Annotated in this window: 21 protein-coding genes; 4 read left to right on the top strand and 17 right to left on the bottom strand. The window is 65.9% G+C overall.

What is annotated here, in order from left to right; genetic code table 11:
* Positions 1 to 3: 3 nt before the first annotated feature.
* From GE073_RS18145 to GE073_RS18160, 4 genes are all read right to left on the bottom strand, one after another.
* On the bottom strand, positions 4 to 957 hold the full coding sequence (locus GE073_RS18145) for a sugar kinase (RefSeq protein ID WP_153784014.1): 954 nt from the start codon (positions 955 to 957) through the stop codon (positions 4 to 6).
* A gap of 145 nt (positions 958 to 1,102) precedes the next feature.
* Entirely contained in the window at positions 1,103 to 1,528 is a 426-nt protein-coding gene (locus GE073_RS18150) for a hypothetical protein (RefSeq protein ID WP_028599078.1), read from the bottom strand.
* Between the two features lie 190 nt (positions 1,529 to 1,718).
* Positions 1,719 to 3,890, bottom strand: coding sequence for a DNA helicase RecQ (gene recQ / locus GE073_RS18155; protein ID WP_153784015.1), 2,172 nt, complete (start codon positions 3,888 to 3,890; stop codon positions 1,719 to 1,721).
* A 113-nt stretch (positions 3,891 to 4,003) separates the two neighbouring features.
* Positions 4,004 to 4,510 (bottom strand): hypothetical protein, encoded by a 507-nt coding sequence (locus GE073_RS18160; protein WP_028599080.1) that lies wholly within the window; start codon positions 4,508 to 4,510, stop codon positions 4,004 to 4,006.
* A 95-nt stretch (positions 4,511 to 4,605) separates the two neighbouring features.
* Between GE073_RS18160 and GE073_RS18165 the strand changes: the two genes are divergently transcribed.
* Both GE073_RS18165 and GE073_RS18170 read left to right on the top strand, forming a co-directional pair.
* A complete protein-coding gene (locus GE073_RS18165) occupies positions 4,606 to 5,370 on the top strand; it encodes an AAA family ATPase (protein ID WP_101807954.1) in 765 nt (254 codons plus the stop codon).
* Positions 5,371 to 5,401: 31 nt separating this feature from the next.
* The gene (locus tag GE073_RS18170) at positions 5,402 to 6,238 is read left to right on the top strand and encodes a nucleotidyltransferase domain-containing protein (RefSeq protein ID WP_153784016.1); all 837 of its coding nucleotides are present in this window, start codon (positions 5,402 to 5,404) and stop codon (positions 6,236 to 6,238) included.
* Positions 6,239 to 6,321: 83 nt separating this feature from the next.
* Here the strand turns inward: GE073_RS18170 and GE073_RS18175 are convergent, their stop codons facing one another.
* The 4 genes from GE073_RS18175 to citZ form a co-directional block, all read right to left on the bottom strand.
* The gene (locus GE073_RS18175; protein ID WP_153784017.1) at positions 6,322 to 6,888 is read right to left on the bottom strand and encodes a hypothetical protein; all 567 of its coding nucleotides are present in this window, start codon (positions 6,886 to 6,888) and stop codon (positions 6,322 to 6,324) included.
* A gap of 81 nt (positions 6,889 to 6,969) precedes the next feature.
* Positions 6,970 to 7,920 carry a malate dehydrogenase gene (gene mdh / locus GE073_RS18180; protein ID WP_153784018.1) on the bottom strand — a complete coding sequence of 317 codons (951 nt, stop codon included), beginning with the start codon at positions 7,918 to 7,920 and terminating at the stop codon, positions 6,970 to 6,972.
* 120 nt (positions 7,921 to 8,040) lie between these two features.
* Positions 8,041 to 9,336, bottom strand: coding sequence for an NADP-dependent isocitrate dehydrogenase (gene icd / locus GE073_RS18185; RefSeq protein ID WP_028599085.1), 1,296 nt, complete (start codon positions 9,334 to 9,336; stop codon positions 8,041 to 8,043).
* Between the two features lie 123 nt (positions 9,337 to 9,459).
* Positions 9,460 to 10,572 (bottom strand): citrate synthase, encoded by a 1,113-nt coding sequence (citZ, locus tag GE073_RS18190; RefSeq protein WP_028599086.1) that lies wholly within the window; start codon positions 10,570 to 10,572, stop codon positions 9,460 to 9,462.
* 346 nt (positions 10,573 to 10,918) lie between these two features.
* On the opposite strand from citZ, the gene GE073_RS18195 reads away from it, so the two are divergent.
* Positions 10,919 to 12,469 carry a Ppx/GppA phosphatase family protein gene (locus GE073_RS18195; RefSeq protein WP_153784019.1) on the top strand — a complete coding sequence of 517 codons (1,551 nt, stop codon included), beginning with the start codon at positions 10,919 to 10,921 and terminating at the stop codon, positions 12,467 to 12,469.
* 74 nt (positions 12,470 to 12,543) lie between these two features.
* Here the strand turns inward: GE073_RS18195 and ppk1 are convergent, their stop codons facing one another.
* From ppk1 to GE073_RS18235, 8 genes are all read right to left on the bottom strand, one after another.
* Complete coding sequence (gene ppk1 / locus GE073_RS18200) at positions 12,544 to 14,631, bottom strand: polyphosphate kinase 1 (protein ID WP_153784020.1); 2,088 nt, start codon at positions 14,629 to 14,631, stop codon at positions 12,544 to 12,546.
* A gap of 146 nt (positions 14,632 to 14,777) precedes the next feature.
* Positions 14,778 to 15,224: an FxsA family protein gene (locus GE073_RS18205; protein ID WP_028599089.1), complete on the bottom strand. Its 447-nt coding sequence runs from the start codon at positions 15,222 to 15,224 to the stop codon at positions 14,778 to 14,780.
* A complete protein-coding gene (locus tag GE073_RS18210) occupies positions 15,221 to 15,745 on the bottom strand; it encodes an acyl-CoA thioesterase (RefSeq protein ID WP_028599090.1) in 525 nt (174 codons plus the stop codon). The genes GE073_RS18205 and GE073_RS18210 overlap by 4 nt, the downstream gene beginning before the upstream one ends.
* A 164-nt stretch (positions 15,746 to 15,909) precedes the next feature.
* Positions 15,910 to 17,664 (bottom strand): pyruvate kinase, encoded by a 1,755-nt coding sequence (gene pyk / locus GE073_RS18215; protein ID WP_028599091.1) that lies wholly within the window; start codon positions 17,662 to 17,664, stop codon positions 15,910 to 15,912.
* A gap of 208 nt (positions 17,665 to 17,872) precedes the next feature.
* Positions 17,873 to 18,961, bottom strand: a complete 1,089-nt coding sequence (locus GE073_RS18220) for an acetyl-CoA carboxylase carboxyltransferase subunit alpha (protein WP_052333280.1) — start codon at positions 18,959 to 18,961, stop codon at positions 17,873 to 17,875.
* The gene (accD, locus tag GE073_RS18225) at positions 18,951 to 19,841 is read right to left on the bottom strand and encodes an acetyl-CoA carboxylase, carboxyltransferase subunit beta (protein ID WP_028599092.1); all 891 of its coding nucleotides are present in this window, start codon (positions 19,839 to 19,841) and stop codon (positions 18,951 to 18,953) included. The genes GE073_RS18220 and accD overlap by 11 nt, the downstream gene beginning before the upstream one ends.
* 41 nt (positions 19,842 to 19,882) lie before the next feature.
* Complete coding sequence (locus GE073_RS18230) at positions 19,883 to 20,071, bottom strand: hypothetical protein (protein ID WP_028599093.1); 189 nt, start codon at positions 20,069 to 20,071, stop codon at positions 19,883 to 19,885.
* A gap of 324 nt (positions 20,072 to 20,395) precedes the next feature.
* Positions 20,396 to 20,896: a phosphatidylglycerophosphatase A family protein gene (locus tag GE073_RS18235; RefSeq protein ID WP_101807961.1), complete on the bottom strand. Its 501-nt coding sequence runs from the start codon at positions 20,894 to 20,896 to the stop codon at positions 20,396 to 20,398.
* A 376-nt stretch (positions 20,897 to 21,272) separates the two neighbouring features.
* On the opposite strand from GE073_RS18235, the gene GE073_RS25825 reads away from it, so the two are divergent.
* Positions 21,273 to 21,401: a hypothetical protein gene (locus tag GE073_RS25825; protein ID WP_255309748.1), complete on the top strand. Its 129-nt coding sequence runs from the start codon at positions 21,273 to 21,275 to the stop codon at positions 21,399 to 21,401.
* Positions 21,402 to 22,034: 633 nt separating this feature from the next.
* Here the strand turns inward: GE073_RS25825 and GE073_RS18240 are convergent.
* On the bottom strand, positions 22,035 to 25,793 hold the full coding sequence (locus GE073_RS18240) for a DNA polymerase III subunit alpha (protein WP_194843401.1): 3,759 nt from the start codon (positions 25,791 to 25,793) through the stop codon (positions 22,035 to 22,037).
* Positions 25,794 to 25,820 lie beyond the last annotated feature (27 nt).

The following is a 25,820-nucleotide window of genomic DNA, read 5'->3' on the forward strand; positions in this document are numbered from 1 at the left end:
GGTTCAACGCTCCACCCATACGGAATTGTTCAGCCGCTGCTCGGCAGAGGCCCAGTCCGGCAGCGCTTCCCAGTCGCCGCGCCCCTGCACGGCCAGCGAGCCGCAGATGCTGCCGAGCCGGACCGCTTCCGCCGGCTCCATGCCTTTGAGCAGCCCGGCCAGGAATCCGGCGCAGAAGCCGTCCCCCGCGCCGACGGTGTCGACGACCTTTTCGGCCGGGTAGAACGGAATGAACGCGCTCCGTCCGCCCTCCAGCAGCAGCGTGCCGTCGCCCTTGCTCTTGATCACCGCCACCGAGCCGAGCGCCTGGACGCGCCGGAGGATGTCCCCCTCGTCGTCCGTATCGTACAGCAGCTTGAGCTCGTCCCATCCCGGCAGGAAATAGTCCGCCAGCTCGGCCGCCGGCAGCAGCGCCCGGCGCGCCTCCTCGATGCTCCACAGCTTGAGCCGCAGGTTCGGATCGAAGCTGATCTTGACTCCGGCGTCGCGGGCGATCCGCATCGCCTCCAGCACCGTCTCGCGGGCGCTGTCCGACAGCGCCATCGTGATGCCCGTCACATGCAGCAGCTTGGCCCCGCGGATGTAGTCCGCGTCCAGCCGATCGGGCGTCATCCGGCTCGCCGCCGAGCCTCGGCGATGGTAGTGGACCGCCAGGCGCCCCGCCACTTCCTCGCGGAACATGAGCCCCGTCGGCGCTTCCGGGTTGAGATGCGCGCGCGACACGTCGACGCCTTCGCCTCGCAGCGCTTTCAAGATGCGGCGCCCGAGCGGATCGGCTCCGAGCGCGCCGCACCAGCCGGCCGAGCCGCCGAGGCGGGATACGCCGATGGCCAGATTGCTCTCCGCGCCGCCGAAGGCGGATTGCAGCGAGTCCGCATGCTCCAAGGCACGGTTCTCCTGCGGCATGAACAGAGCCATGCTTTCGCCGAAGGTGATGAGATCCGGTGAAACCGTCATGTGCTGCTTCCCCTCTCCTGATTGCTCGCGTTAAAGGAATAAAGCCTCTGCTTCGTCCATCAGGCCGGAGGACGCGTCCGCCGCAGGAGCGGTTTGGCGAGTCCTCGCGGCCTGAAGGGAAAGCAAGGCGTCGGATCCGCTGCTCTTATTCGAAGAACGGGTTGACCATGAAGTACAGGATCACCACGTACAGAGCGAGCAGGATGAAGCTGAACATGCGCACTTTGGCGATGCTTGCCGTCGCGCTCTGGCCCGCCTGGATCTGGCTGACGATGCCTTTGAGCGGCTTGGTCTGGATGCCGCCCAGCGCCGCGATGGCGAGGAACAGCACGATCGAGAGAATCATCCAGGCGACGGTGTAGTCGGCCTTGGAGATCAGGTAGCCTCCCGTCAGAAACTGCAGGATCAGGAAGTACTGCGCGATCCGGTTGCCCGTCACGAGTCCTTCGGCCAGTCCCTGCTGTCCGGCTCCGGCCAGACGGGAAGCGCGGCCGACGAGAAACGGCAGGATCAGGTAGAAGCCGAGTCCGCCCGCGCCGAGCACATGCAGGAATACCATAATTTGCGTCATCTTTCATCCTCCTAGGCTTGTCTACGACAAGTATACTAGATGAAATCGGCCATGACAAAAGGAAACGCTTCATTTGCTTCCGTTTTCGGCCGCTCTCGTCCTATTTCCGACTTATTTGGGCCTTTATCCGGCCGCATCGGACCGCGCGCCCCGCTTTCGCTTTCGCTCAGAGGCGCGGCGCTTCCGGAACTCAGCCGCTTTTCAGCCCATGCTTGCGCAGCACGCCGTGGATGGCGAAATAGTCGACCTCCGGCGGCAGCGCGTCCTTGAGCGGTCGCAGCTTGCCGGCGCCGAGGCGGCTCGCCGCCTCCAGGATGAGCGGCTCCTGATCCTCGGGAATGATGCGGCTCCAGTCCAGCTCCATCCCTTCGTCCGCGCAGCGCATCAGATGGCTCTCGGCGGTGACGCGGCTGATGCCGCGCTCCTGGGCGATCTGCTCGATCGTGCCGCCCGCCTGGAACATCTCGTACGTCGCCAGATGGCTGCCGCTCTCGCCCCGACCGGAGACGGACGCCTCCGCCCGCGCCGGCGCACGGCCGGCGTCAGCCGCCTGGAACAAGTCCGGCTGCCGTCCCGCCTGCGCCTCCTCGCCGGACGTGATCGCGAGCAGCGCGTCGCCGTACTTGTCGGCCTTGGCCGCGCCGATGCCCTTGACCCGCAGCAGCTCGTCGCGGCTCGCCGGAGCGGCGGCCGCCAGCTCGCGCAGCGTCGCGTCGAAGAACAGCATGAACGGCGGCACGCCCTCGCGCGCGGCCGTCTCCTTGCGCCACTGGCGCAGCGCCTCGAACAGCGGCGACGCCTCGCCGGACGCGGCGGCCGAGGCCGCGCGGCGCACCGACGTCGACTTGCGGCGCACGACCGTCTTGCTGCCCTCGAGCACCGGCAGCGCCTCGGCCGTCAGCGAGACGGTCGGATACTGGCCTTCGCTCAGGCGCAGGTAGCCTTCGGCCACGAGCCAGTACAGCCAGTCGGAAATCTCCCGCTCCGGCCATTCCCGCAGCAGTCCGTAGGTGGAGAGCCGGTCGAGGCCGAACTGGATGATCTTCTTGTCGCGCGAGCCCTTCAGCACCTTGGCGGCCATCGTCACGCCGAAGCGCCCCTTCATGCGGCCGACGCAGCTGAGCGCCTTCTGCGCCTCGCTCGTCATGTCGAGCCGCTCGCTCTTGTCGAGGCAGTTGCCGCATTTGCCGCAGGGCTCGACGCCCTTCTCGCCGAAATAGTCGACGATGAACTGCTGCAGGCAGCGCTCCGTGCGGCCGAAATTCATCATCGCGTACAGCTTGGACAGCTGCACCGACTTGCGCCCTTCGTCCCCCTGGCCCTGCTCGATCAGGAAGCGCTGGATCTGCACGTCCTGCGGCTCGAACAGCAGCACGCATTCCGACTCCTCGCCGTCGCGGCCCGCGCGTCCGGCTTCCTGATAGTACGACTCGACGTCGCCCGGCATCTGCCAGTGCAGCACGAAGCGCACGTTCGGCTTGTCGATGCCCATGCCGAACGCGTTGGTCGCCACCATGACGCGCGTCTCGTCGAAGCGGAACTTCTCCTGCGCCTCCGCGCGCTCCGCGTCGCCGAGGCCGCCGTGGTACTTGCCCGCCGGGATGCCCTGGCGCAGCAGCTCCTCATGGACCGCCTCGGTCTCCTTGCGCGTCGCCGCGTAGATGATGCCGGACTGGTCCGGACGCTCCTTCAGGAACTGCGTCAGGAACCGCTTCTTGTCCGCGCCGGTGACGACCGACAGCGACAGGTTCTCTCGCGCGAAGCCGCTGACGAATACGCTCGGCTCGCGCAGTCCGAGCATCGCCGTGATGTCGTCCGCCACCTCCGGCGTCGCCGTCGCGGTGAACGCCGAGACGAGCGGCCGATCCTCCATGCGCCCGATCCAGCCGGCCAGCTGCCGGTAGCTCGGACGGAAGTCATGGCCCCACTGCGAGACGCAGTGCGCCTCGTCGATCGCGATCATCGGGATGCGCATGCGCTCGGACAGCTCGCCGAACATCGAGCCGTCGAGCCGCTCCGGCGCGATGTAGAGCAGCTTGTACTCCCCGTTCAGCGCCGCGCGCAGCACATCCCGGTACTCGCCCGCGCCGAGCGAGCTGTTGAGGTACGCCGCCGGCACGCCGACGCGCCGCAGCGCGTCGACCTGGTCCTTCATGAGCGAGATGAGCGGCGAGACGACGATCGTCGTGCCGGTCATCAGCATCGCCGGGATCTGGTAGCAGACCGACTTGCCTCCGCCTGTCGGCAAGATCGCCAGCGTATCCCTGCCTCCCGTGATCGCTTCGATGATCCCTTCCTGCCCCTGGCGGAAGGAATCGTATCCATAGACGCGCTTCAGCAGCTCGCGCGCTTCCTGCAGCATAGGCCTTCGACTCCCTTTCCTGTTCCTGTTCCTGTTTCCGTGGACGGCCGGACTCCCTGAGCGGGCCCGTCCAGCGCTCATCCCTCTATTGTGACAGGTCGGAGAAAAGGTGTCTACCTGCCGGCAGCCGCCTCGCCCTCGTCCTCACCGTGCCCGCGCAGTCCATCCGCCGGCCGCGTCCCGCTCGCCGCCGCCTTGAGCCGCGTCAGCTCGCGGTACAGCTCCAGCAGCTCGGCCTCGCGCTCGCGGATCTCCTCCTCGACCTCGCCGAGCCGCGCCAGCAGCCCCGGATCGGCCGAGTCCGGCGCGCCGCCTGGCGCCGGCAGCAGACCGGCCCCGAACGTCGCCTCCACCCAGCGGTCGGCCGCCTCGCGCCCCTCTCCGCGGTACAGCTCGACATAGACGTCGAAAATCGCCAGCACGGTGCGGCGGCTGTTCCAGCCGAGAATCTCCACGCTGTCGGCGGCCATCGTCACCGCGCGGCTCAGCTGGAACTCGTTGAGCTTGCCGCGCATCGCCTCGACACGCGCCACCTCGGCAGCGAACGCCGGGAACGCCGAGCGGAACAGCTCCGCCGATGCCAAGTATTCTTCATGCGTAATCCAGGATTCCTCTTCCATTTCCGCGTTCCCCCTAGCCTTGTCGATCTTCGTGATCCAACCGTCCATCGAGTATACTGGGTGGAGGAAGCTCTTTCAAGGAAGGGGAGATTAGAATGAGCCGAGGACCCGGCTACCTCAAGAGCATCGAGCTGCTGCGCTCCGGAATCGCGAATCCGCGCGAGTACCCGTTCAGCCTGCCGGCGGTCCGCACGCTGGAGCGGCTGCCGCTCCATCCCAAGGTGACCTACCTGATCGGCGAGAACGGCACCGGCAAGTCGACGCTGCTGGAGGCGATCGCCGTCGCCTGGGGCTTCAATCCCGAGGGCGGCACGATCAACTTCAGCTTCTCCACCGCCGAGACGCACTCGGAGCTGCATCGCCATCTGCGGCTGGCGCGCGGCGTGCACAAGCCGCGGGATGGCTTTTTCTTCCGGGCGGAAAGCTACTACAATCTCGCCAGCGAGATCGAACGGCTGGACCGTCCCGACGGCGCGCGAGCCTCCGGCCCGCCGATCATCGACTCCTACGGCGGCAAGCCGCTGCACGAGCAGTCGCATGGCGAGTCGTTCTTCGCCGCGTTCCTGCACCGCTTCGGCGGGCGCGGCCTGTACATCCTCGACGAGCCGGAGGCGGCGCTGTCGCCGCAGCGCCAGCTGTCGATGCTCTCGCGCATCCATCAGCTCGTGCAGAAGCATTCGCAGTTCATCATCGCCACCCATTCGCCGATCCTGATGGCCTACCCGGACGCCGACATCTACCTGCTCGGACCGGACGGCGCCGAGCGGGTCGAGCTGGAGCAGACGCCCCACTGGTCCGTCATGAAGCAGTTCGTCAACCGCAAGCAGGCGATGCTCGACGAGCTGTTGGCGGACGATTGATCCCCAGTTGCGTGAAAAAGGAGGCTAGCCCATGGAGGCAGAAAGCATTCTCGAGCTTGCCGTGAAGGAGCTGTCCAACGTGCAAGGCATCGCCGCGATCGCGCTCGGCGGCTCGCGCGCCCGCGGAACCGCCCACGCCGGCTCCGACTTCGATCTCGGCCTGTATTACCGACCGGACGCCCCGCCGGACCTGACGCAGCTGCGGGAGGCGGCGCGCAGGCTCGACGACGAGAGCCGCGCGGAGGCGGTCACCCCGCTCGGCGACTGGGGACCTTGGATCAACGGCGGAGGCTGGCTGCGGGTCGGCGGCATGCCGGTCGACCTGCTGTACCGCGATCTGGATCAGGTCGAGCGCGTCATCGGCGATTGCCGGCAAGGCTCGATCCGGATCGACTACCAGCCCGGTCATCCGCATGGCTTCGTGAGCTCCATCTACTTGGCCGAAGCCGCTCTCTGCCAGCCGCTGTGGGATCCGCAGGGCGTGCTGGAGCGGCTGAAGCGGAGCGTGCGCCCTTATCCGCCTGCGCTGCAGCGAGCGACGATCGGCCGTTTCCTTTGGGAAGCCTCGTTCGCTCTCGACAACGGCCGAAAAGGCATCCCCAAGGGGGACGCCTCGTATGTCGCGGGCTGCTTATTCCGCTCCGTCTCCTGCCTCAACCAGACGCTGTTCGCGCTGAACGAAGCGTACTGGATGAACGAGAAGGGCGCGGCCGCGATTGCCGGCTCGCTTCCGCTCGCTCCTGCAGACTACTCCGGCCGCATCGGCCGCCTGTTCGCGGCGCTCGGCGACGACGCCGAGAAGCTGGCGCAGGCCGCTTCCCGGCTGCAGGAGCTTATCCGGGAGACGGAGGCGTTGATGCGGGATTGAGCATGGCCTTGCTGGAAGTGAAGGTATGCTGGCGAGCCGCTGCGATCGATTGTCGGCTCATGGTTGGTTCAAGCGAACCCCGTTCATTTCAAAGGCGGACCTTCACCGAGCCGCTCGGACATGACCCGGTTCGCCAGCTCCAGCGCTTCCTCTCGATTTCGGGCAGGCGCGGCAATCGTCACCCCTTCGTTGCTGTTCCAGCCCTTCTTTTCGTGTAAACGGATGATCGCAAGCTTGCTCCAATCGTACTCGGCCATCACCTCACCGATGAGGTGAATTCCTGGCACGGTCTGACCTTCAGGGTTTATTTCGACCCAATTGAGCCCCAGCCTTCCTCCCCCTCTGCTCATATAAAAAAACGGCGTCGCATCCTCCGGCACGCCGGAGTAGGACTCGCCTACGATGACCAGCTTGCCCTCGAACTTGCCCGCTCCTTTCCAGAAGCCGGCCAGCGTCCGCTGAAGCGTGCCTTCGAGCTTCAGCGTCAAGGAACGTCCGGGACGCTCCGGCTGTCCGGCGGTGAACTCGTAGCCTTGGAGCGTGCGGTCGATGCGCTGCGGAAAGAACCACCAGATCAGGCTGCCGGCCAGCAGCAGGACGACCGCCGCGATTCCGGCTCGCATCCAGCGTCCATGGCGCCATGCGCTCATCGCAAGCACCCCCTTTCTTTTCCATCTTAACCGAAAGCCCCGAATCCGTCTTTCGGATTCGGGGCTGTTTTTCATTCAGGCTCAGCCTTGCGGCGCCGCCACCAGCTTGACGACCGCGCGCACGGAGTCGGCCGAGCGGTCGAGCGCCGCCTGCTCCTCCGCCGTCAGCTCCAGCTCGAACACCTTCTCGATGCCGTCGCCGCCGAGAATCGCGGGCACGCCGAGGAACAAGCCGTCGTAGCCGTACTCGCCCTCCAGCAGCGCGATGACCGGAAGGACGCGCTTCTTGTCCTTCAGGATCGCCTCGGTCATCTGCACGAGCGATGCCGCCGGCGCGTAGTAGGCGCTGCCGTTGCCGAGCAGGCCGACGATCTCGCCGCCGCCGACGCGCGTGCGCTGCACGATCGCCTCGATGCGCTCCGCCGGGATGAGCGTCTCGATCGGGATGCCGCCGACATTGGAGTAGCGCACGAGCGGCACCATGTCGTCGCCGTGGCCGCCGAGCACGAAGCCGCGCACGTCCTCGACCGACACGTTCAGCTCCTGCGCGATGAACGTGCAGTAGCGGGCCGTGTCGAGCACGCCGGACTGGCCGATGACGCGGTTTTTGGGGAAGCCGAGCGTCTCGTAGGCGACATAGGTCATCGCGTCGACCGGGTTGGACAGCAGGATGACGTACGCGTCCGGACTCGTCGCCTTGACGCTTTCGCAGACGGAGCGCACGATGCCGGCATTGACGGCGACGAGATCGTCGCGGCTCATGCCCGGCTTGCGCGCGATGCCCGCCGTGATGATGACGATGTCGGAGCCGGCCGTATCGGCATAATCGGACGTGCCGGTGATGCGCGCGTCGAAGCCTTGCACCGGCGAAGCCTCCAGCATGTCGAGCGCCTTGCCCTTCGTCGGATTTTCCAGCTGCGGGATGTCGACGAGCACGACGTCTCCGAGCTCCTTTTGCGAGAGCATGAGCGCCGTCGTCGCTCCCGTGAACCCGGCTCCTACGACCGTGATCTTCTTGCGTGCGATAGCCATGAGAATCCCTCCATCGGATTGGAATGTCCAGCCTCCTGCATGAAACGATACCGCGGCCTTGCCTCGGCAGCAGCGCCGAAAGAGAAGAGAAGAGCCCGCCGAAGCGGACTCTTGCACGATTTACATGTTGGCGATGACTTGATCCGCGAACTCGGAGCACTTCACTTCTTTGGCGCCTTCCATCAGGCGGGCAAAGTCGTAGGTGACCGTCTTGTTGTTGATCGAAGTTTCCATGCCTTTGTAGATGAGGTCGGCCGCTTCCTGCCAGCCCAGATGCTCGAGCATCATGACGCCGGAGAGGATGACGGAGCCCGGGTTCACCACGTCTTTGTCGGCGTATTTCGGAGCCGTGCCGTGGGTCGCCTCGAAGATCGCGTGGCCGGTGATGTAGTTGATGTTGGCGCCAGGCGCGATGCCGATGCCGCCGACTTGAGCCGCCAGGGCGTCGGACAGGTAGTCGCCGTTCAGGTTCAGCGTCGCGATGACGTCGAAGTCCGTCGGACGGGTCAGCACTTGCTGCAGGGCGATGTCGGCGATGGCGTCCTTCACGAGGATCTTGCCGGCCGCCAGAGCTTCGTCTTGAGCCTTGTTGGCCGCATCCGTGCCTTGCTCGTCCTTGATGCGGTCATATTGGCCCCATGTGAACACCTTGTCGCCGAACTCGGCTTCCGCCACTTCGTAGCCCCAGTTTTTGAAGGCGCCCTCGGTGAACTTCATGATGTTGCCTTTGTGGACCAGCGTGACCGACTTGCGGCCGTGCTCGATCGCGTACTCGATCGCCGCGCGCACGAGGCGCTTGGAGCCCTCGGCCGATACCGGCTTGATGCCGATGCCGGACGTTTCCGGGAAGCGGATCTTGTTCACGCCCATCTCGTTCTGCAGGAAGGAAAGCACTTTTTTAACCGCGTCCGTGCCTTCTTGATACTCGATGCCGGCGTAGATGTCCTCGGTGTTCTCGCGGAAGATGACCATGTTGACCAGCTCCGGACGCTTCACCGGGGAAGGCACGCCGTCGAAGTAGCGCACAGGGCGCAGGCAGACGTACAGGTCGAGCTCCTGGCGCAGCGCTACGTTCAGGGAACGGATGCCGCCGCCGATCGGAGTCGTCAGCGGTCCTTTGATCGCGACGATGTACTCGCGGATCGCCGTCAGCGTGTCGGCCGGCAGCCATTCGCCGTATTGGTTGAACGCTTTTTCGCCGGCGAATACTTCGTACCAGGCGATCTTCTTCTCGCCGCCGTAGGCTTTTTCGACTGCCGCGTCGAGGACGCGCTTGGAGGCGCGCCAGATGTCGCGGCCCGTGCCGTCGCCTTCGATGAACGGAACGATCGGGTTGTTCGGAACGTTCAGCTTGCCGTTTTCAATCGTGATCTGCTCGCCTTCGGTCGGAAGGGCGAATTTTTCGAGTTGTGCCATTGGGGATGATTCCTCCTCTTGGTATGAAAATCATGCGGGTCCCTGCGCCGGCCAAGCGGCGGAAACGGGACAAGCTGCGTGCGCAGCCGAAGCCCCCCGGACATGAAGCCGGGGGGAGGGAGATCAGCGCTGCTCGATCGGAATGAACTTGGCGCTTGCTGGACCCGTGTACTCCGCGCGCGGGCGGATCAGACGGTTATTATCGTACTGCTCCAGGATATGCGCTGTCCAGCCCGACAGGCGGCTGATCGCGAAGATCGGCGTAAACAGGTCGCGCTTGATGCCGAGCGTCGTGTAGACGGACGCGGAGTAGAAGTCGACGTTCGGCTTCAGGCCCTTCTGTCCGGTCACGATCTCCTCGATCTTCACGCTCATGTCGTACAGGTCGAGGTTGCCCTTCAGCTTGCCGAGCTCCTCGGACATCTTTTGCAGATGCTTGGCGCGCGGGTCGCCGTTTTTGTAGACGCGATGGCCGAAGCCCATGATCTTCTCTTTGTTGGCCAGCTTCTCGTTGATGACGGACTCGACGCGGTCCGGCGAGCCGATCTCCTCGAGCATGACCATGACCGCCTCGTTGGCGCCGCCGTGCAGCGGGCCCTTGAGCGCGCCGATCGCGGAGACGACGCCGGAGTAGATGTCCGACAGCGTCGCGACGGTGACGCGGCCGGCGAACGTGGAGGCGTTGAGCTCATGGTCGGCATGCAGCACGAGCGCCTGGTCGAGAGCCTTGACCGCTACATCGTCCGGAGTCTCGCCGGTAAGCATGTAGAGGAAGTTGGCCGCGACGGACAGGCCGGCCTTCGGAGCGATCGGCTCCTGGCCGCTGCGGATGCGGTCGAAAGCGGCGATGACCGTCGGCAGCTGCGCCTGCAGGCGGATCGCCTTGTCTACGTTGGCCTCGCGGCTCATGTCCTGGGCGGCCGGATCGTACAGCGCCAGGGCGGATACCGCCGTGCGGAGCGCCGCCATCGAGTTGGCGTCCTGCGGATAGAGGCGGATCGCGTCGATCACCTCGGCCGGAATCGGGGCGGAGGCGCTCAGCTTGGACTTCAGCTCCTCGAGCTCGGATGCCGTAGGGAGCTTGCCGTACCAGAGCAGGTAGGCGACTTCTTCGAACGTAGCGCCTTCGGCCAGCTCGTCGATGTTGATGCCGCGATAGGTCAGCACTCCGTCGATGATGGAGCTGATGGACGAGGTCGTGGCGACGATGCCTTCGAGACCTTTGGTAGCTGTCATTGAACTCTCTCCTTTGTCTTCGGCGCGCGGATAGGAAGCGGCCGGTAATGGGACTGTCAACATCAGGCTGCGGAAAAAGGCTTGCACCGCCTTTGACAGCGCATTCACGCCTCCGGGTCGCGCAGGCGAGAACAGCGGATGTCAAGGATGGGCAAATCGGCGACCGCAGCAATCCTTTTTATCATAAAGTATTTTCATGATGAATCCAACCGATCGAAGATAAAAATGCTTTATCGCCTTCATAGAATTTACTTGTCGCCCGTTTGGAGGTTGGCCGGCAAGGTGTTACACTGATGGAATCAGCGTTTCAGCCAAGCCATAGTCCGAGGAAAGGGGAATCCGCTCCATGAACGAGCAACGCATCGGCATCATCGACATCGGCTCCAACTCCATCCGCCTCGTCGTCTACGAGACGACGGCTACCGGCGCGCATCGCGTCATCGACGGCAGCAAGCGTCCGGCTCGGCTCAGCCAGAGGATCACGGCCGAGGGGCGCATCGACGAGGAGACCGTCGCCGAGCTTGCCGAGACGCTCCGCCACTTCCGCATGCTCTGCGCGCATCACGGGACGAGCGCCGTTCGCGCCGTCGCGACGGCCGCGATGCGCAACGCCGTCAACGGCGCCGAGGTGCTGCGGAGGCTGGGCGCCGAGTCGGGACTGGACATCGAGCTGCTGCCGGGCGAGGAGGAAGCCGGCTACGGCTTCCTCGGCATGGTCAACACGATGGACGTCCGCGACGGCTTCCTCATCGATATCGGAGGAGGCAGCACGGAAATTTCCCTGTTCAAGGAGCGCACGCTCGTGCAGAGCGTCAGCTTTCCGTTCGGCTGCGTCAACCTCGCTCGCAGCTATGCCGACCGCGGCATGCTCGGCGACGACGGCTTGCGCCGGCTCGAGGAGATGGCGCTGCGGGCGAGCGAGGAGCATCCGTGGCTGCGCTGGTCGCCGGGACTGCCGCTCATCGGCGTCGGCGGCACGATCCGCGCGCTGGCCAAGATCCATCAGGCGGTCCGCCATTATCCTTTCCCGCAGACGCACAACTATGCGATTCCGGCCGAGGACGCCGACCGTCTGTTCGATACGCTGCGCGCGATGCCGCTGGACAAGCGCCGCAAGTTCCCGGGCCTGTCCAAGGACCGCGTCGATCTGATCGTGCCCGGACTCGCCGCGCTGCGGCTGTTCCGGCGCCTGACCGGCGCTGCGGAATACCGCGTCTGCGCGGCCGGCCTGCGCGACGGCCTGTTCTTCTCCGTGCAGTCGCCGGAGCGGCCGCGGCTCGACGACGTGCTGGGCTACAGCGTGCGCAACACATACGCGCTCTATCCCGAGGCGCCGCTCCCGCATGTGAACCAGGTCAACCGCCTCTCGCTGCAGCTGCTCGAGACTCTCCGCGGCTCCGCTCCCGGCCGTCCGCTGGAGCGGCTGGGCGATCGGGCGGCCAAGCTGCTGGACGCCGCCTCCCTGCTCTACCGGATCGGAGCGTCGATCGACCACGCCGCCTATCCGAAGCATACGTTCTATCTGCTGACCAACTGCAGCCTGAACGGCATGTCGCATCGCGAGAACGTGCTGACCGCCGCGATCGCGGCGTTCCGCAGCCGCAGCCGCTGCAAGTCGCAGCTGGAGCCGTACGAGGCGCTGCTGGAGCCCGGAGACGTGGAGGCGGCCGCCCTGCTGGGCAGCCTGCTCCAGCTCGCCGCCGCGCTCGACCGCAGCGAGACGCAGCCGATCAGCCGGCTCGAGGCCGAAGCGTCGCTCGGACCGGAGGAGGGCCGCCTGCGGCTCAGCGCCGTGCGGCCGTCCGGCTCGCTCGCTCTGGAGCGGCAGGAGGTCGAGGAGGCCGGACGCGAGTTCGCCAAGCTGTGGGGGCTTCAGCCCGAGCTGTCCGTCCGCTAGACGAAGCCAATGCAGGCAAAAAGGGGCTTTCCCGAGGGCCGTTTCGACGGCCTTGCGGGAGAGCCCCTTTTCGCTTACGCCTGCTCGGCTTGCGGCAGCGCCTTTTTCCAGCTGGAGATCCGCTCCGCCTGGAACTGGCTGCGCAGCAGCTCCTCGCCCTCGGCAGGCCGCATCCGCTCGTAGCCGCCGCTCGCCTGCAGCTCCCGCGCCTTGACGTTGTCGCTCAGCTGCAGCCGCAGCAGCGCGATCAGGCTGTCGCGCAGGCTGGGGTCGAACACCGGGCACATCAGCTCGATGCGCCGCGTCAGGTTGCGCGTCATCCAGTCCGCGCTCGACAAATACACTTCCTCCTCGCCGGCGTTGCGCAGGTACAGCAGCCGCGAATGCTCGAGGAAGCGGTCGACGATGCTGACGACGCGGATGTTCTCGCTCAGGCCCGGCACGCCGGGACGCAGGCAGCAGACGCCGCGCACGATGAGGTCGATGCGCACGCCCGAGCGCGACGCCTCGTACAGCTTGTCGATCATCTCCTGGTTGGAGAGCGAGTTCATCTTGGCGGCGATGTAGCCGCCCCGGCCCTCCTCGGCATGCCGGCGCTCGCGGTCGATCAGCCGGAACAGCTGCTCCGTCAGCCCGCTCGGCGCGACGCTGAACGCTTGCCATTCGTAAGGCGACGAGTAGCCGGTCACCTCGTTGAACAGCGCCGACGCGTCCGCGCCGATGATCGGATGCGACGTGAACAGGCCGATGTCGGTGTACGCCTTGGCCGTGCTGTCGTTGTAGTTGCCGGTGCCGACATGCACGTAGCGCCGCAGCTGGTCGGCCTCGCGCCGCACGACGAGCAGGATCTTGGCATGCGTCTTGAGGCCGACGAGGCCGTAGACGACATGGCAGCCCGCCTTCTCGAGCTGGCGCGCCCAGGCGATGTTGCGCTCCTCGTCGAAGCGCGCCTTGAGCTCGACGACGACCGTCACCTGCTTGCCCGCCTCGGCCGCGGCGGCGAGCGCCTGCACGAGCTCGCTTTGCCCGCTGACGCGGTAGAGCGTCATCTTGATCGCCAGCACCTGCGGATCGTCCGCCGCCTGCTGGACGAACTCGGCCAGCGGCTCGAACGACTCGTACGGATGATGCAGCAGCACGTCGCGCTCGCGGATCGTATCGAAGATCAGCTCATGCTCCTCGAGCTCCCGCGGGTAGACCGGCTCGAGCTTTGGATAGCGGAGGCTCTCCTTGCCCCCGATCGAGCCGGCGAAGCGCATCAGAAAGCTGAGATCGAGCGGTCCGCCGATGCGGACGACATGATCGCCGATCTCCAGCTCCTCCTGCAGCAGGTCGAGCGCGTACGGATGGAAGCCTTCGCCGATCTCGAGCCGCACGGGCATGCCCCAGCGCCTGCGGCGAAGCTCCTTCTCGATCTCCTCAAGCAGATCCTCGGCGCCTTCCTCGTTGAGCGTCAGGTCGGCGTTGCGGGTCAGGCGGAACGGATGCACGGCTTCCAGGCTGTAGCCGCTGAACAGCGTATGGATGAACGAACGGATAAGGTCCTCGAGCAGCACGTACTCGAGCTTTTTGCTGTTGCCCCGGACCGGCAGCGCCACGCAGCGCGGCAGGATCGAAGGCACCTGGACGATCGCGAAGTACGGCTCGGCCTCCGGCTCTTCTTCGGGATCGCGCAGCAGCACGGCCAGATACAGCTCCTTCGTATGAAGGAGCGGGAACGGACGGCTCTGGTCGACGGCCATCGGCGTCAGCACGGGAAAGACGATCGTCCGGAAATAATGCTCGACCGCCGCGGCCTGCGAGGCGTTCAGATCGTCCATTTCGCGGATATGTATGCCCTCTCGCGCCAGCCCCCTCATCACTTCCCGATAGGTGCGGTATTGCTCGGCGACCATCTGGCCCGTCCGCTTGATGAGCCGCTTCCACAGCCCCTGCGGCGTATAGCCGGTAAAATCCATCTTCGTATAGCCCGCCTTGAGCTGGTCCTGGATGCCCGCCATGCGGACGCTCATGAATTCATCCATGTTGCTGGACACGATGGACAGGAACTTCGCGCGCTCCAGCAGCGGCGTCGTCGGGTCCTGCGCTTCCTCCAGCACCCTGCGGTTGAACTCGATCCAGCTCAGGTCGCGGTTCACATAGGGGGACAATGCTTTACTCATCGCTGAAGAGCCTCCTTGTCGTTGTCCCTATTATGCAGCGTCACTGTTACTTCTATATTAAGATGCGGTAAAGGCCAGGTAAATGCCTGCGGCCGCGAGGGCCGGCACGCCCCCGCTGCGGATCGAAGGCATGCCGGACGCCGGCCTCAGCGGCGCCCGATGAAGATGAACCGCCCGCCGCCCGGACCGCCGAAGCCTCCGCCGCCTCCGCGCCGCAGCAGCCGCTCCAGCAGCCGGTACAGGCGCAGTCGGTAGAAGCCGCGGGTGACGGGCAGGACGAGCGTCAGGCCGACCAGGTCGCCGATCACGCCGGGGAAAATGAGCAGCAGGCTGCCGGCCATCAGGCAAAGGCCGTTCAGCAGCGCATGGCCCGGCGGCTCGCCGAGCTCCATCTTGCGGCGCATCTCCGCCCATGCCTTGCGCCCGTGCGTGCGCATCAGCACCGTGCCCAGCACGGCCGTGCCGACGAGCAGCAGGAACACGCCGCCGACGCCGATGCGGCTGCCGAGCCAGGCCATCGCGATCACCTCCAGCAGCACGTAGGCCGCTCCGCCGAGCAGCGCCTTCTGCACCGTTCCGAGCCTTCGGTTCATGCCCCCTCCTCCTTTCCAGCCGGCGCCATGCGCCGGATCAGCGCGTACAGCTCCGGCAGGCGCCGGTCGAGCCGCGCCGGACGGAAGCTGCGATCCACCCACACATGCCGAGTGCCCCCGGTGGCAAGCAGCTCGCCCGGAAGTCCGGCCCCGTCCTCGCCCGCGGCGCGGACCGCGCCTTCGCCGAGCGCAGGCAGCGCCGCTTCCGCGGCCCCCGCCTCGAGCCGGCGGATCTGATAGCGGAAGCCGAGCCGCATCGGCGTGAAGCGCTCCACCCGGGTGCAGACGACGATCGCGTCGTCGTAGCGGGCCGGCTGGCGGAACTGGCTGTCCAGATCCGTCAGCGGCAGCATCAGCCCTTCCTGCTCGATCCGGCCGTAGGCGTACCCCGCGGAGCGGATCAGCTCCGTGCGCCCGATCTCGAACCAGGTCAAATAATTCGCATGATACACGACGCCCATCGCGTCCGTTTCCTGATAGCGCACCCGCAGCGGGTGCAGCGTCCATTCCGCCTGCTCCATAAGCCGTAATTGCCCCTTCCTGCCTCTATCCTTGTCCCTTTATTATCGGCTCAAATCAGGCAATATGCAAAAAAGCCGATCCTCTCGGCGGGAGAGGATCGGCCTTGGCCCTGAGCAGACGCAGGGCTTGGCAGTCAGAGCCAAGCCGGAGCCGGCCCGGCTTCTTACAGGACTTTGCTTTGACCGGTGTAGATGACGCCCATCTCGCCGTAGACGGTCACTTCCATGTCGTCATGCAGCAGCTCGAACGCGTTGTCGATGCCGATGACCGCCGGAATGCCGAGGTTCAGGCCGACGACGGCCGCATGGCTCGTGATGCCGCCGGATACGGTGATGATCGCCGAAGCCTTCTCGATCGCCGGCATGTAGTCCTTGTCGGTCGAGACGGTGACGAGGATGGAGCCTTCCTTGGTCTTGGCGATCGCTTCCTCCGGCGTGCGGGCGACGACGATCTTGCCCGTAGCGGTCTGGCTGCCGATGCCTTGGCCTTTGGCGACGAGCTCGCCGATGTGATGCACCTTGATGAGGTTCGTCGTGCCCGCGCGGCCTACCGGCACGCCGGCGGTGATGACGATCGTGTCGCCGAGCGAGACGAGGCCCGTGCCGAGCGCGCCTTCGACGGCGAAGTTGAACATCTCGTCCGTCGTATCGGCGGCGACGCCCTTCGTCGGGATGACGCCCCACGTCAGGTTCAGGCGGCGCATGATGCGCTCGTCGGTCGTCACGGCGATGATCGGAGCCTTCGGACGATACTTGGACACCATGCGGGCGGTATAGCCGCTCTCGGTCGACGTCACGATCGCCTTGGCCTGCAGGTCGAGGGCGGAGTTCGCCACCGCTTGGCTGATCGCCTCGGTGACCGTCGTCTGCTGCGCGATCGCCGTCTTGGTCAGGATCTCGCGGTAGTCCAGCGCGGACTCGGCGCGCTCGGCGATGCGGGACATCGTCAGTACGGATTCCGTCGGGTACTTGCCCGCGGCGGTCTCGCCGGAGAGCATGATCGCGTCGGTGCCGTCAAGGATGGCGTTCGCCACGTCGCTCGCTTCGGCGCGGGTCGGACGCGGGTTGCGCTGCATGGAGTCGAGCATCTGCGTCGCCGTGATGACCGGCTTGCCGGCGAGGTTCGCCTTTTGAATCATCGACTTTTGCACGAGCGGCACTTCCTCGGCCGGAATCTCGACGCCGAGGTCGCCGCGCGCGACCATCAGGCCGTCGGACACTTCGAGGATCTCGTCGAGGTTGTCCACGCCCTGCTGGTTCTCGATCTTGGAGATGATCTGGATGTGGCCCGCGTTGTGGCGCTCCAGCAGCTCGCGGATCTCAAGCACGTCGGAAGCCTTGCGCACGAAGGATGCGGCGATGAAGTCGACGCCCTGCTCGACGCCGAATACGATGTCGCCGGCGTCTTTTTCGGTGATGCCCGGCAGGGAGATGTGCACGCCCGGAACGTTGACGCCCTTTTTGCTCTTGATCGGGCCGCTGTTGACGATCTTGCAGTTGATCTCCGTGCCCTGGATGTCCACGACGGTCAGGCCGATGAGGCCGTCGTCGATGAGGACGGTCGAGCCGACCTTCAGGTCGGCCGGCAGGTTCTTGTACGTCACCGGGATGCGGTGGCGGTCGCCGAGGATCTCTTCGGTCGTCAGCGTGATGTAGTCGTCCTGCTGCAGCTCGATCGGCTCTTCCTTCAGCTTGCCGAGACGGATCTCAGGGCCTTTGGTGTCGAGCAGGATCGCGACCGTCTTGCCGAGCTCCGCGCAGGCCTGGCGAATGTTCTTGATGCGGTTGCCGTGCTCTTCGAAGTCGCCGTGCGAGAAGTTCAGGCGGGCGACGTTCATGCCGGCCAGAATCAGTTTCTTTGTATTTTCCAGCGACTCGCTGGAAGGTCCGATCGTACATACAATTTTCGTTTTACGCATGGTTCATGATTCCTCCATCAGTTAGCTTGCTTGAACACTATCATTCATTCTATCACATTTGGCAGCGGCATAGACATGACATTCCTCTCTTTACAAGACTTTCGTCCGGTAAAAAGCATGACTTTCGATTCAGACCGCAAAAGAAATGCGTTCTCGAGACGCGAAAAAGCGGCCGCTTGCGGCCGCTCCTTGCGAACCTGACTCCTGCTTAGTGCACTCGGGCCGACTCCGCGGCGGGCGAGGCGTCGCCCGGCGCGGCAGGCTCCGCTCCGGCTTCTGCCGGCAGTCCGGCAGCCTCCGGCGCTTCCAGCGCGCCGTCCGGCTGCTCCGAGCCCGCCTCCGCCGCGAAGGCGAAACGGCCGATTTTGCGGAACTTCATGTACCGATCCTCGACGAGCTCCTCCGCCGACATCGCGAGCAGCTCCTGCAGATGGCGCCAGACCGCTTCCTTGATCGACTCCGCCTGCTGCTCGTAGTCGCGGTGGGCGCCGCCCTGGGGCTCCGGCACGACTTCCTCGATGATGCCGAACGACAGCAGGTCCTTGGCGGTGATCTTCATCGCCTCGGCCGCCTGGTCCGCCTTGGAGGCGTCCTTCCAGAGGATGGATGCCGCGCCGTTCGGCGAGATGACCGAGTAGATCGCGTTCTCGAGCATGAGCACGCGGTTGCCGACGCCGAGCGCGAGCGCGCCGCCGCTGCCGCCTTCGCCGATGACGACGCAGATGACCGGCACGCCGAGCAGCGCCATCTCGCGCAGGTTGCGGGCGATCGCCTCGGACTGCCCCCGCTCCTCGGCGGTGTTGCCGGGATAGGCGCCCTTCGTGTCGATGAACGTGATGATCGGACGGCGGAACTTGTCCGCCTGCTGCATGAGCCTCAGCGCCTTGCGGAAGCCCTCCGGATGGGGGCTGCCGAAGAAGCGGGCGATATTGTCCTTCGTATCCTTACCGCGCTGATGGCCGATGACGGTGACCGGCATGCCGTTCAGCTTGGCGAGGCCGCCGACGATCGCCAGATCGTCCGCGAACAGCCGGTCGCCGTGCAGCTCCAGGAAGTCGGTGAAGATCGCCTGGATGAAATCAAGCGACGTCGGCCGCTGGTGATGGCGGGCCAGATGCATCTTCTCGGCGGCGCCGAGCTCGCTGTAGAGCTCCTCCTCCAGCTGGCGGCAGCGCGCCTCCAGCCGGGCGATCTCGTCGCTGAAGTCGATGCCCTTGCCTTGGCTGAGCCCTTTGAGCTCCTCGATCTTGCGCCTCAGGTCGCCCAGCGGCTTTTCGAACGGCAGTTCACCCGCCATGTCCCGTTTCCTCCTTCACGGCATGCATGTCAAGCAGGCGCGTCAGCGTGGACTTCATGTCCTTGCGGTGCACGACGCGGTCGAGCTGGCCATGCTGCAGGTTGAATTCCGAAGTCTGGAAGTTGTCCGGTAGCTTCTGGCGGATCGTCTGCTCGATGACGATGCGGCCGGCAAAGCCGATGAGCGCGCCGGGCTCGGCCAGGTTGTAGTCGCCGAGCGAGGCGAAGCTCGCCGTGACGCCGCCTGTCGTCGGATCGGTCATGACCGAGATGTACAGGCCGCCCTCGCTTTGGAATTTGGCGAGCGCGGCGCTCGTCTTGGCCATCTGCATGAGGCTCAGGATGCTCTCCTGCATGCGCGCGCCGCCCGAAGTCGAGAAGATGAGCATCGGCAGCTTGCGCAGACGCGCCTGCTCGATCGCCCGCGTGATCTTCTCGCCGACGACGGAGCCCATGCTGCCGCTGAAGAAGTCGAAGCTCATGATGGCGACGACGACCGGGAAGCCCCCGATCGCGCCTTCGCCCGTCACGACGGCGTCCCTCAGGCCGGAGCTCTTCTTCTGCGCTTCGAGCTTGGACGCGTAGCCGGGGAACTCCAGCGGGTCCTCCGAAATCATGTCGCGGTCGAATTCAGACAAACGTCCGTCATCAAGCGTCATTCCGATGCGCTCCCAAGCGCTCAGCCGGAAATGATGCCCGCAGGACGGACATACTTTGTGGTTCTTGTCCAATTCCTTGGAGAATTGGATCGTCGCGCATTTGGGACATTTGTTCATCAAGCCTTCGGGAATGTCCCGCTTCGGCCTTTCCTGCTGGTCCCCGCGCTCCCTCTCGGAAGGCACGGTGGCGTATTTTCGCTTATGGAACAGGTCCTTGAACACAAGTGACACCTCTCAAGACGCTAAGTATAGTCGGGCCGGAATCAGGAATGGAGAATGGACGTCAGCACTTCCTGGACTTCTTCCAGTTCTCCGGACGGCACGAGGATCTCGTACTGCTGCTTGGACATGTTGATGGGTCTTGTCTGGACGAGGAACCCCTCTTCGGTTAGCCTTCGTTTGATGCTCTCCGCGATCTTCGCCGTAGGCGCGATGTAGATGACCGTCCACATGAAAGGTACCTCCTGATATCCCGGAAACAGGTCACATGATCTCACAATCATAGCATAGGAGAAGTTTTGCTAGCAAGAAAGGCCTAGGCCGATCCGGGCCGAAAGCCGCTAGGGAGAGCGGCTCGGCCGGGCGCTTCGCGGTCCCGGCCGGGGAGCGCTCCGTCCACCGGCGGCGCGGGCAGCCGGGGAACGGCCTGTCCCGCAGCGGCGCGGACGGCCGCGCTTCGCGGTCCCGAGCCGGGGGAGCGGTCCGCTTGGCCGCCGGCCGGCGGCAGCTTGCTGCAGGAACGATTCGCTCCCGCAGCCGCCGATTCCTGCACGCCCTCAGGCTTTCGTGCCGTCCTCGCTGTAGTCCGTCGCCCTCGGGTCCTGGTGCGCGATCCGGGCCGATGCCGCCGCGGCCAGTCCGGCCACGAGATCGTCGAGGAAGACGTGGATCTCGCCCGTCGACTTGTCGTTCAGGCGGCTGATGATGCCAGGCTTCACCTTATCCAGATAGCCGAAGCTCGTCAAGCCGATCATGCCGTACACATGCGTGATGCCCATCGCCAGCGTCTCGTCGACGCCGTACAGCGATTCGTCCTTCTCCATGATCCGCTGCAGCGGAGCCGGCAGCAGCCGCTTCTCCGCAAGCTCGTCGAGCGCGATGCCCGTGCAGAGCACATATTGGACTTCGCGCTTGCCCAGCACCGTGCGCACGCTGTCCACGCATTCGTCCATCGTGAGATGAGGGTTGTAGGGGAGCTGCAAGGAGTGGACGATTTCCGCGACATCCGCTACTGTGACTCCGCGCCTTTCCAGCCAGCGCTCCAATTCGATGTTCATCCGCATTCCTCCCGCTTTCCGCTTTGCCAAAGCGCCGACCTGATCTTTCGGGACAGGCTGCGGCGCTTGCGCCGCAGCGCCATTCCGCGAAGGAGACAGCCGTAGAGGGACGCGATTCCCGCCTCCCCACCGCCTGCCTATCCGCCGTCAGAGGCGCCCGGCTCGCAGCCTAAGGCTGCTGTGCTTCCTACTCTATGCACCTGTCCCGCGAAATGTTCCGGAAAAATAGAGCCTTTCAAGAGACTGCGGCCGCGTCGATGCGGTACGCCGACGAAGCAGAAGGGCGCTCCGCAGCCGCTGCGACGAAGGCACTCGTGCTCGCAGATGCCTATTTCAACCTTCAAGTGAAGGGATAGAAAGGAGGAATGGGCATCTCATGGATCGCGGCATGTCGTGCGAGGGCGGCGATGCGGAGGTGCGAAGGTTGCTGAATGCGGCGGCTGGGTGCAACGGCTGTCTGTTCCGCTCTGAGGGCGGCGGCTACGCGCGGTTTTTCCGCGTGTAGCTGTCTGTTCCGCTCTGGGGGCGGCAGCTACGCGCGGTTTTTCCGCGTGTAGTCGTCTGTTCCGCTCTGGGAACGGCGGCTACGCGCGGTTTTTCCGCGCGTAGCTGTCTATTCCGCGCTGAGGGCGGCGGCTACGCGCGGTTTTTCCGCGCGTAGTCGTCTATTCCGCGCTGAGGGCGGCGGCTAGGCGCGGTTTTTCCGCGCGTAGCTGTCTGTTCCGCGCTGAGGGCGGCGGCTACGCACAGTTTTTCCGCGCGTAGTCGTCTGTTCTGCGCTGAGTAGTGCGGCTACGCATAGTTTTTCCGCGCGTAGTCGTCTGTTCCGCTCTGGGGGCGGCAGCTACGCGCGGTTTTTCCGCGCGTAGTCGTCTGTTCTGCGCTGACAGCAGAGGCTGCGCGGCCAACAAAAAGACCGCCGCCGGCCTATGGCCAGCGGCGGTCGAACAAGCAAGCGGCGAAGAGGGAGCTGACAAGCCCTCGCTGACGCCCGTGCCGACATCGACGCTCAAATCGACAATGACGCGGTAGCGCTCGCCAGACTCCGCCAGCTACTTCACGACCGCGCAGCCCGGTCCGAGCAGGCTCTCGATACGCTCGATCAGCTCCGGCGAAGGCTTGACGCGGTAGCGCTCGCTCAGCGCCATCGTGCGTGATTCCCGCTCGTAAAAGAGCACGGTGCCGAGAGGTCCCGCATGCTCGGCCAGGAGCGTCTTGAGCTGCTCCAGGACGACGGGCGTCTCCCGATCCGCCTTGATTTTGAGGTACAGCCGCTGCGCGGCGGCGGCACGCGCCGACGTGGACGCCGTCGCGGCCGGGCGCTCCGACGGAGCGCCTGCCGGCTGCGCCGCGACCCGGCGGCCAGCCGGCGCCGAGGCTTCGCCTGCTCCGCCGCCGACGCCCTGCCGGGCCGCCTCACGGGCGCCGCGGCTGCGCCAGCCGCCGACGTCGACGCTCCGCCGGGTCGCCTCACCGGCGGCGCCGATGCTTCGCCTGCGGCCGCCGCCGACGCAGCGCCGGGCCGCCTTCCCGGCGCCGATGCTTCGCCTGCGGCCGCCGCCGACGCAGCGCCGGAGCGCCTCGCCGGCGGCGATGCCACGCCGGCAGCCGGCGCCTGCGCCGCGCCCGGGTCTCTGCCTCCGGCCGCGGCCGCGCCGCCGCCGGAGCGCGGCCGACGCGCGCGCGCCTGGCGGCGAAGCCGCTCGACTCCGGAGCGCAGCTCGGAGTCGTCGAGGGGGACGAGGTCGTCGACGATCAGCTTGAAGTCCTCGTCCCCTCTCTGCACGGAGGCCTGCACGACCGCCAGGCCGCCGGCAGCGACGCGTTCGCCGAGCTTCGCCCAGGCGGACGGGAAGAACACCGCTTCGGCGCGGACGATGCGGTCCTCCACCTCGGCGAAGGCCATCGGCTGGCCTTTGCGCGTGCGCAGCGTCTTCACGGAGACGATCCGCACCGCCGTTACGGCCGGCGTCCCCTCCGGCGCTTCCTCCAGCTCGACGAGCCGGTCGAGGCCAAGCTCGCCGAGCCGCTCCTCCGCCGCGTCCAGCGGATGGCCGGACAGGTAGAGCCCGAGCAGCTCCCGCTCGAGCTCCAGCAGCTGCGTCTGCGAATAGGGCTCCACCTGGGGCAGCTCGATATCCCAGTTCTGCACCTCCTCGAAGCCGAACAGCTCGATCTGCAGCTCCTCGCGCTCCTTGCGCCATTTTTGCGCCGCCTCCACCGACTCGTCGAGCGCGGCGAGCTGCTGCGCGCGATGGCCCGGCAGCGACTCCAGCGCTCCCGCGCCGATCAGGCTCTCCAGCACGCGCTTGTTGACGACGCGCAGGTCGACGCGGCGACACAGGTCGATGAGGCTGGCGAACGGCCGGAGCGCCGCCTCCCGCCGGATCGACTCGATCGCCTGCGTGCCGACGTTCTTGATGCTGGCGAGGCCGAAGCGCACCGCCTCGCCCTCGGGACTGAACGTGACCGAGCTGCGGTTCACGTCCGGCGGGAGAACCTCGATGCCCATGCGGCGGCACTCGTCGATGTACTCGCCGGTCTTGCGCTGGTTGCCCGTGACGGAGGCCAGCATCGAGGCCATGAAGGCGACCGGGTGATGGCGCTTCAGCCAAGCGGTCTGGAACGCGAGCACGCCGTAAGCGGCCGCATGCGCCCGCGGGAATCCGTAGTCCGCGAAGCGCAGGATCATGTCGTAGACGCGGTTCGCCTCTGCCTCCGCGTAGCCTTGGCGAAGCGAGCCCCGGACGAAGGCGGCGCGCTGCTCGTCGAGAATTTCCCGTTTCTTTTTGGACACGGCGCGCCTCAGAAGATCCGCTTCCCCCAGACTGAAGCCGGCCATCGACGAAGCGATCTGCATGATCTGCTCCTGATAGACGATGATGCCGTGCGTATCCCTCAGGATCGGCTCGAGCGAAGGATGCGGGTATTCGACCTGCTCCTTGCCGTGCTTGCCCGCGATGAAGCGGGGGATGAACTCCATCGGGCCGGGACGGTACAGCGCGAGCACGGACACGATGTCCTCGAAGCCGCTCGGCCGCAGCTCCCGCAGCACGCGCCGCATGCCCGCCGACTCCAGCTGGAAGATGCCGGTCGTATCGCCGCGTCCGAGCATCTCGTAGGTCGCCGGATCGTCGTCCGGCACCTCGCGGAAGTCGACCGTCCCGCCGTCCGGCCGCCGGATCCAGTCGAGCGTCCGCTCCAGGATCGACAGCGTGCGCAAGCCGAGGAAGTCCATCTTGAGCAGGCCGACGGCCTCGACGTTCTCCATGGAATACTGCGTCAGCGCGGCCGCCTCCGAGCCGCCCTGCAGCGGCACGTAGTCGGTCAGCGGACGGCCGGAGATGACGACGCCCGCCGCGTGGGTGGAGGCGTGGCGGGGCATGCCCTCGACCTTGAGCGCGGAGGCGATCAGCTCGCGCGTCCCTTCGCGCTCGGCGTACTCCCGCAGCTGCGGCACCGAGGCGATCGCCGACTCCAGCGTCGTGCCGGGATGGCCGGGGATGAGCTTGGCGACGCGGTCGATGTCGCCCGGCGGCACGTCGAGCGCCCGCCCGACGTCGCGCACGGCGGCCTTGGCCGCGAGCGTGCCGAAGGTGATGATCTGCGCCACATGGTCGGAGCCGTACTTGCGGCTGACGTAGGCGATCACCTCGTCGCGCCGCTCGTCGTTGAAGTCGATGTCGATATCGGGCATGCTGATGCGCTCCGGATTGAGGAAGCGCTCGAACAGCAGCCGGTGCTTGAGCGGATCGACGTCGGTGATGCGCAGGCAATAGGCGACGAGGCTGCCCGCCGACGATCCCCGTCCGGGGCCCGTGCGGATGCCCTGCTCATGCGCGTAGCGGATGAAGTCCCAGACGATGAGGAAATAATCGCTGAAGCCCATCCGCTCGATGACGCCGAGCTCGTAGCGCAGCCGCTCTTCGGCCTCCGCCAGCCGCTCGCCGGACTCTCCGTACCGAGCCTGCATGCCCGCGAGGCAAAGCCGCTCCAAATAATGCGCGGCGCTCAGACCGTCCGGCAGCGGCCGGTATTCCGGCAGCGCATGCACGCCGAGCGCGAGCTCGAGCCGGCAGCTGTCGGCGATGCGGGCCGTATTGGCCAGCGCCTCGGGCAGATGCGGGAACAGCCGCGCCATCTCGTCGGCGCTCTTGAGATACATCCCGTCCCCATGCATGTGCAGCCGGTCGGGATCGCTCACGCTCTTGCCCGTGCCGATGCAGATGAGCACGTCCTGCACGGCCGCGTCCTCCTGCCGCAGGTAATGCACGTCGTTCGTGGCGGCCAGCGGGATTCCGGTCTCCTCCGAGAGGGCGATCATGCCGGCGATCACCTTTTTTTGCTCGGCCATGCCGTGGTCCTGGATCTCCAGATAAAAGCGGTCGCCGAACGTCTCGCGGTACCGCAGCGCGGCCCGCCTCGCCTCCTCCGGACGGTCATGCAGCAGATGCTGCGACACCTCGCCCGCCAGGCAGGCGCTCAGGCAGACGAGTCCCTCGGCATGCTCCCGCAGGACGTCGTGGTCGATGCGCGGCTTGTAGTGGAAGCCCTCGAGATGGGCGATGCTGCTGAGCTTCATGAGGTTGCGGTAGCCGGCCTCGTTTTGCGCGAGCAGGATCAGATGGTAGATCGGATTGTCCTTGCGCGTTCCCTTGTCCGTGCGCGAGCCTCCCGCCATGTACATCTCGCAGCCGATGATCGGCTTGATGCCTCGCTTCACGCATTCCTTGTAAAAGGGCACCGCCCCGTACATGACGCCGTGGTCGGTCAGCGCCAGCGAGTCCATCCCGAGCTCCGCCGCCCGCGCCGTCAGGTCGCGGATCCGCGCCGCTCCGTCCAGCAAGCTGTATTCGCTGTGCACATGCAGGTGCACGAATCGTTCGCTCCCGCTCATCCCGCCCCTCCTTCCGACGCCGCCCCG

The organism is Paenibacillus sp. B01 (assembly GCF_009649995.1).
Lineage (GTDB): Bacteria > Bacillota > Bacilli > Paenibacillales > Paenibacillaceae > Paenibacillus_O > Paenibacillus_O pasadenensis.

Excerpts from the sequence above, each read along its gene's own strand:
- GE073_RS18235 (WP_101807961.1), bottom strand. The coding sequence starts at position 20,896 with ATGAACATCGAATTGGAGCGCTGGCTGGAAAGGCGCGGAGTCACAGTA.
- GE073_RS18165 (WP_101807954.1), top strand. The coding sequence starts at position 4,606 with ATGAGCCGAGGACCCGGCTACCTCAAGAGCATCGAGCTGCTGCGCTCC.
- GE073_RS18195 (WP_153784019.1), top strand. The coding sequence starts at position 10,919 with ATGAACGAGCAACGCATCGGCATCATCGACATCGGCTCCAACTCCATC.
- GE073_RS18205 (WP_028599089.1), bottom strand. The coding sequence starts at position 15,224 with ATGAACCGAAGGCTCGGAACGGTGCAGAAGGCGCTGCTCGGCGGAGCG.
- GE073_RS18220 (WP_052333280.1), bottom strand. The coding sequence starts at position 18,961 with ATGGCGGGTGAACTGCCGTTCGAAAAGCCGCTGGGCGACCTGAGGCGC.
- icd (WP_028599085.1), bottom strand. The coding sequence starts at position 9,336 with ATGGCACAACTCGAAAAATTCGCCCTTCCGACCGAAGGCGAGCAGATC.
- recQ (WP_153784015.1), bottom strand. The coding sequence starts at position 3,890 with ATGCTGCAGGAAGCGCGCGAGCTGCTGAAGCGCGTCTATGGATACGAT.
- GE073_RS18145 (WP_153784014.1), bottom strand. The coding sequence starts at position 957 with ATGACGGTTTCACCGGATCTCATCACCTTCGGCGAAAGCATGGCTCTG.
- GE073_RS18160 (WP_028599080.1), bottom strand. The coding sequence starts at position 4,510 with ATGGAAGAGGAATCCTGGATTACGCATGAAGAATACTTGGCATCGGCG.
- GE073_RS18240 (WP_194843401.1), bottom strand. The coding sequence starts at position 25,793 with ATGAGCGGGAGCGAACGATTCGTGCACCTGCATGTGCACAGCGAATAC.
- GE073_RS18170 (WP_153784016.1), top strand. The coding sequence starts at position 5,402 with ATGGAGGCAGAAAGCATTCTCGAGCTTGCCGTGAAGGAGCTGTCCAAC.
- ppk1 (WP_153784020.1), bottom strand. The coding sequence starts at position 14,631 with ATGAGTAAAGCATTGTCCCCCTATGTGAACCGCGACCTGAGCTGGATC.
- GE073_RS18210 (WP_028599090.1), bottom strand. The coding sequence starts at position 15,745 with ATGGAGCAGGCGGAATGGACGCTGCACCCGCTGCGGGTGCGCTATCAG.
- GE073_RS25825 (WP_255309748.1), top strand. The coding sequence starts at position 21,273 with ATGGATCGCGGCATGTCGTGCGAGGGCGGCGATGCGGAGGTGCGAAGG.
- GE073_RS18230 (WP_028599093.1), bottom strand. The coding sequence starts at position 20,071 with ATGTGGACGGTCATCTACATCGCGCCTACGGCGAAGATCGCGGAGAGC.
- GE073_RS18150 (WP_028599078.1), bottom strand. The coding sequence starts at position 1,528 with ATGACGCAAATTATGGTATTCCTGCATGTGCTCGGCGCGGGCGGACTC.
- mdh (WP_153784018.1), bottom strand. The coding sequence starts at position 7,920 with ATGGCTATCGCACGCAAGAAGATCACGGTCGTAGGAGCCGGGTTCACG.
- pyk (WP_028599091.1), bottom strand. The coding sequence starts at position 17,664 with ATGCGTAAAACGAAAATTGTATGTACGATCGGACCTTCCAGCGAGTCG.
- citZ (WP_028599086.1), bottom strand. The coding sequence starts at position 10,572 with ATGACAGCTACCAAAGGTCTCGAAGGCATCGTCGCCACGACCTCGTCC.
- GE073_RS18175 (WP_153784017.1), bottom strand. The coding sequence starts at position 6,888 with ATGAGCGCATGGCGCCATGGACGCTGGATGCGAGCCGGAATCGCGGCG.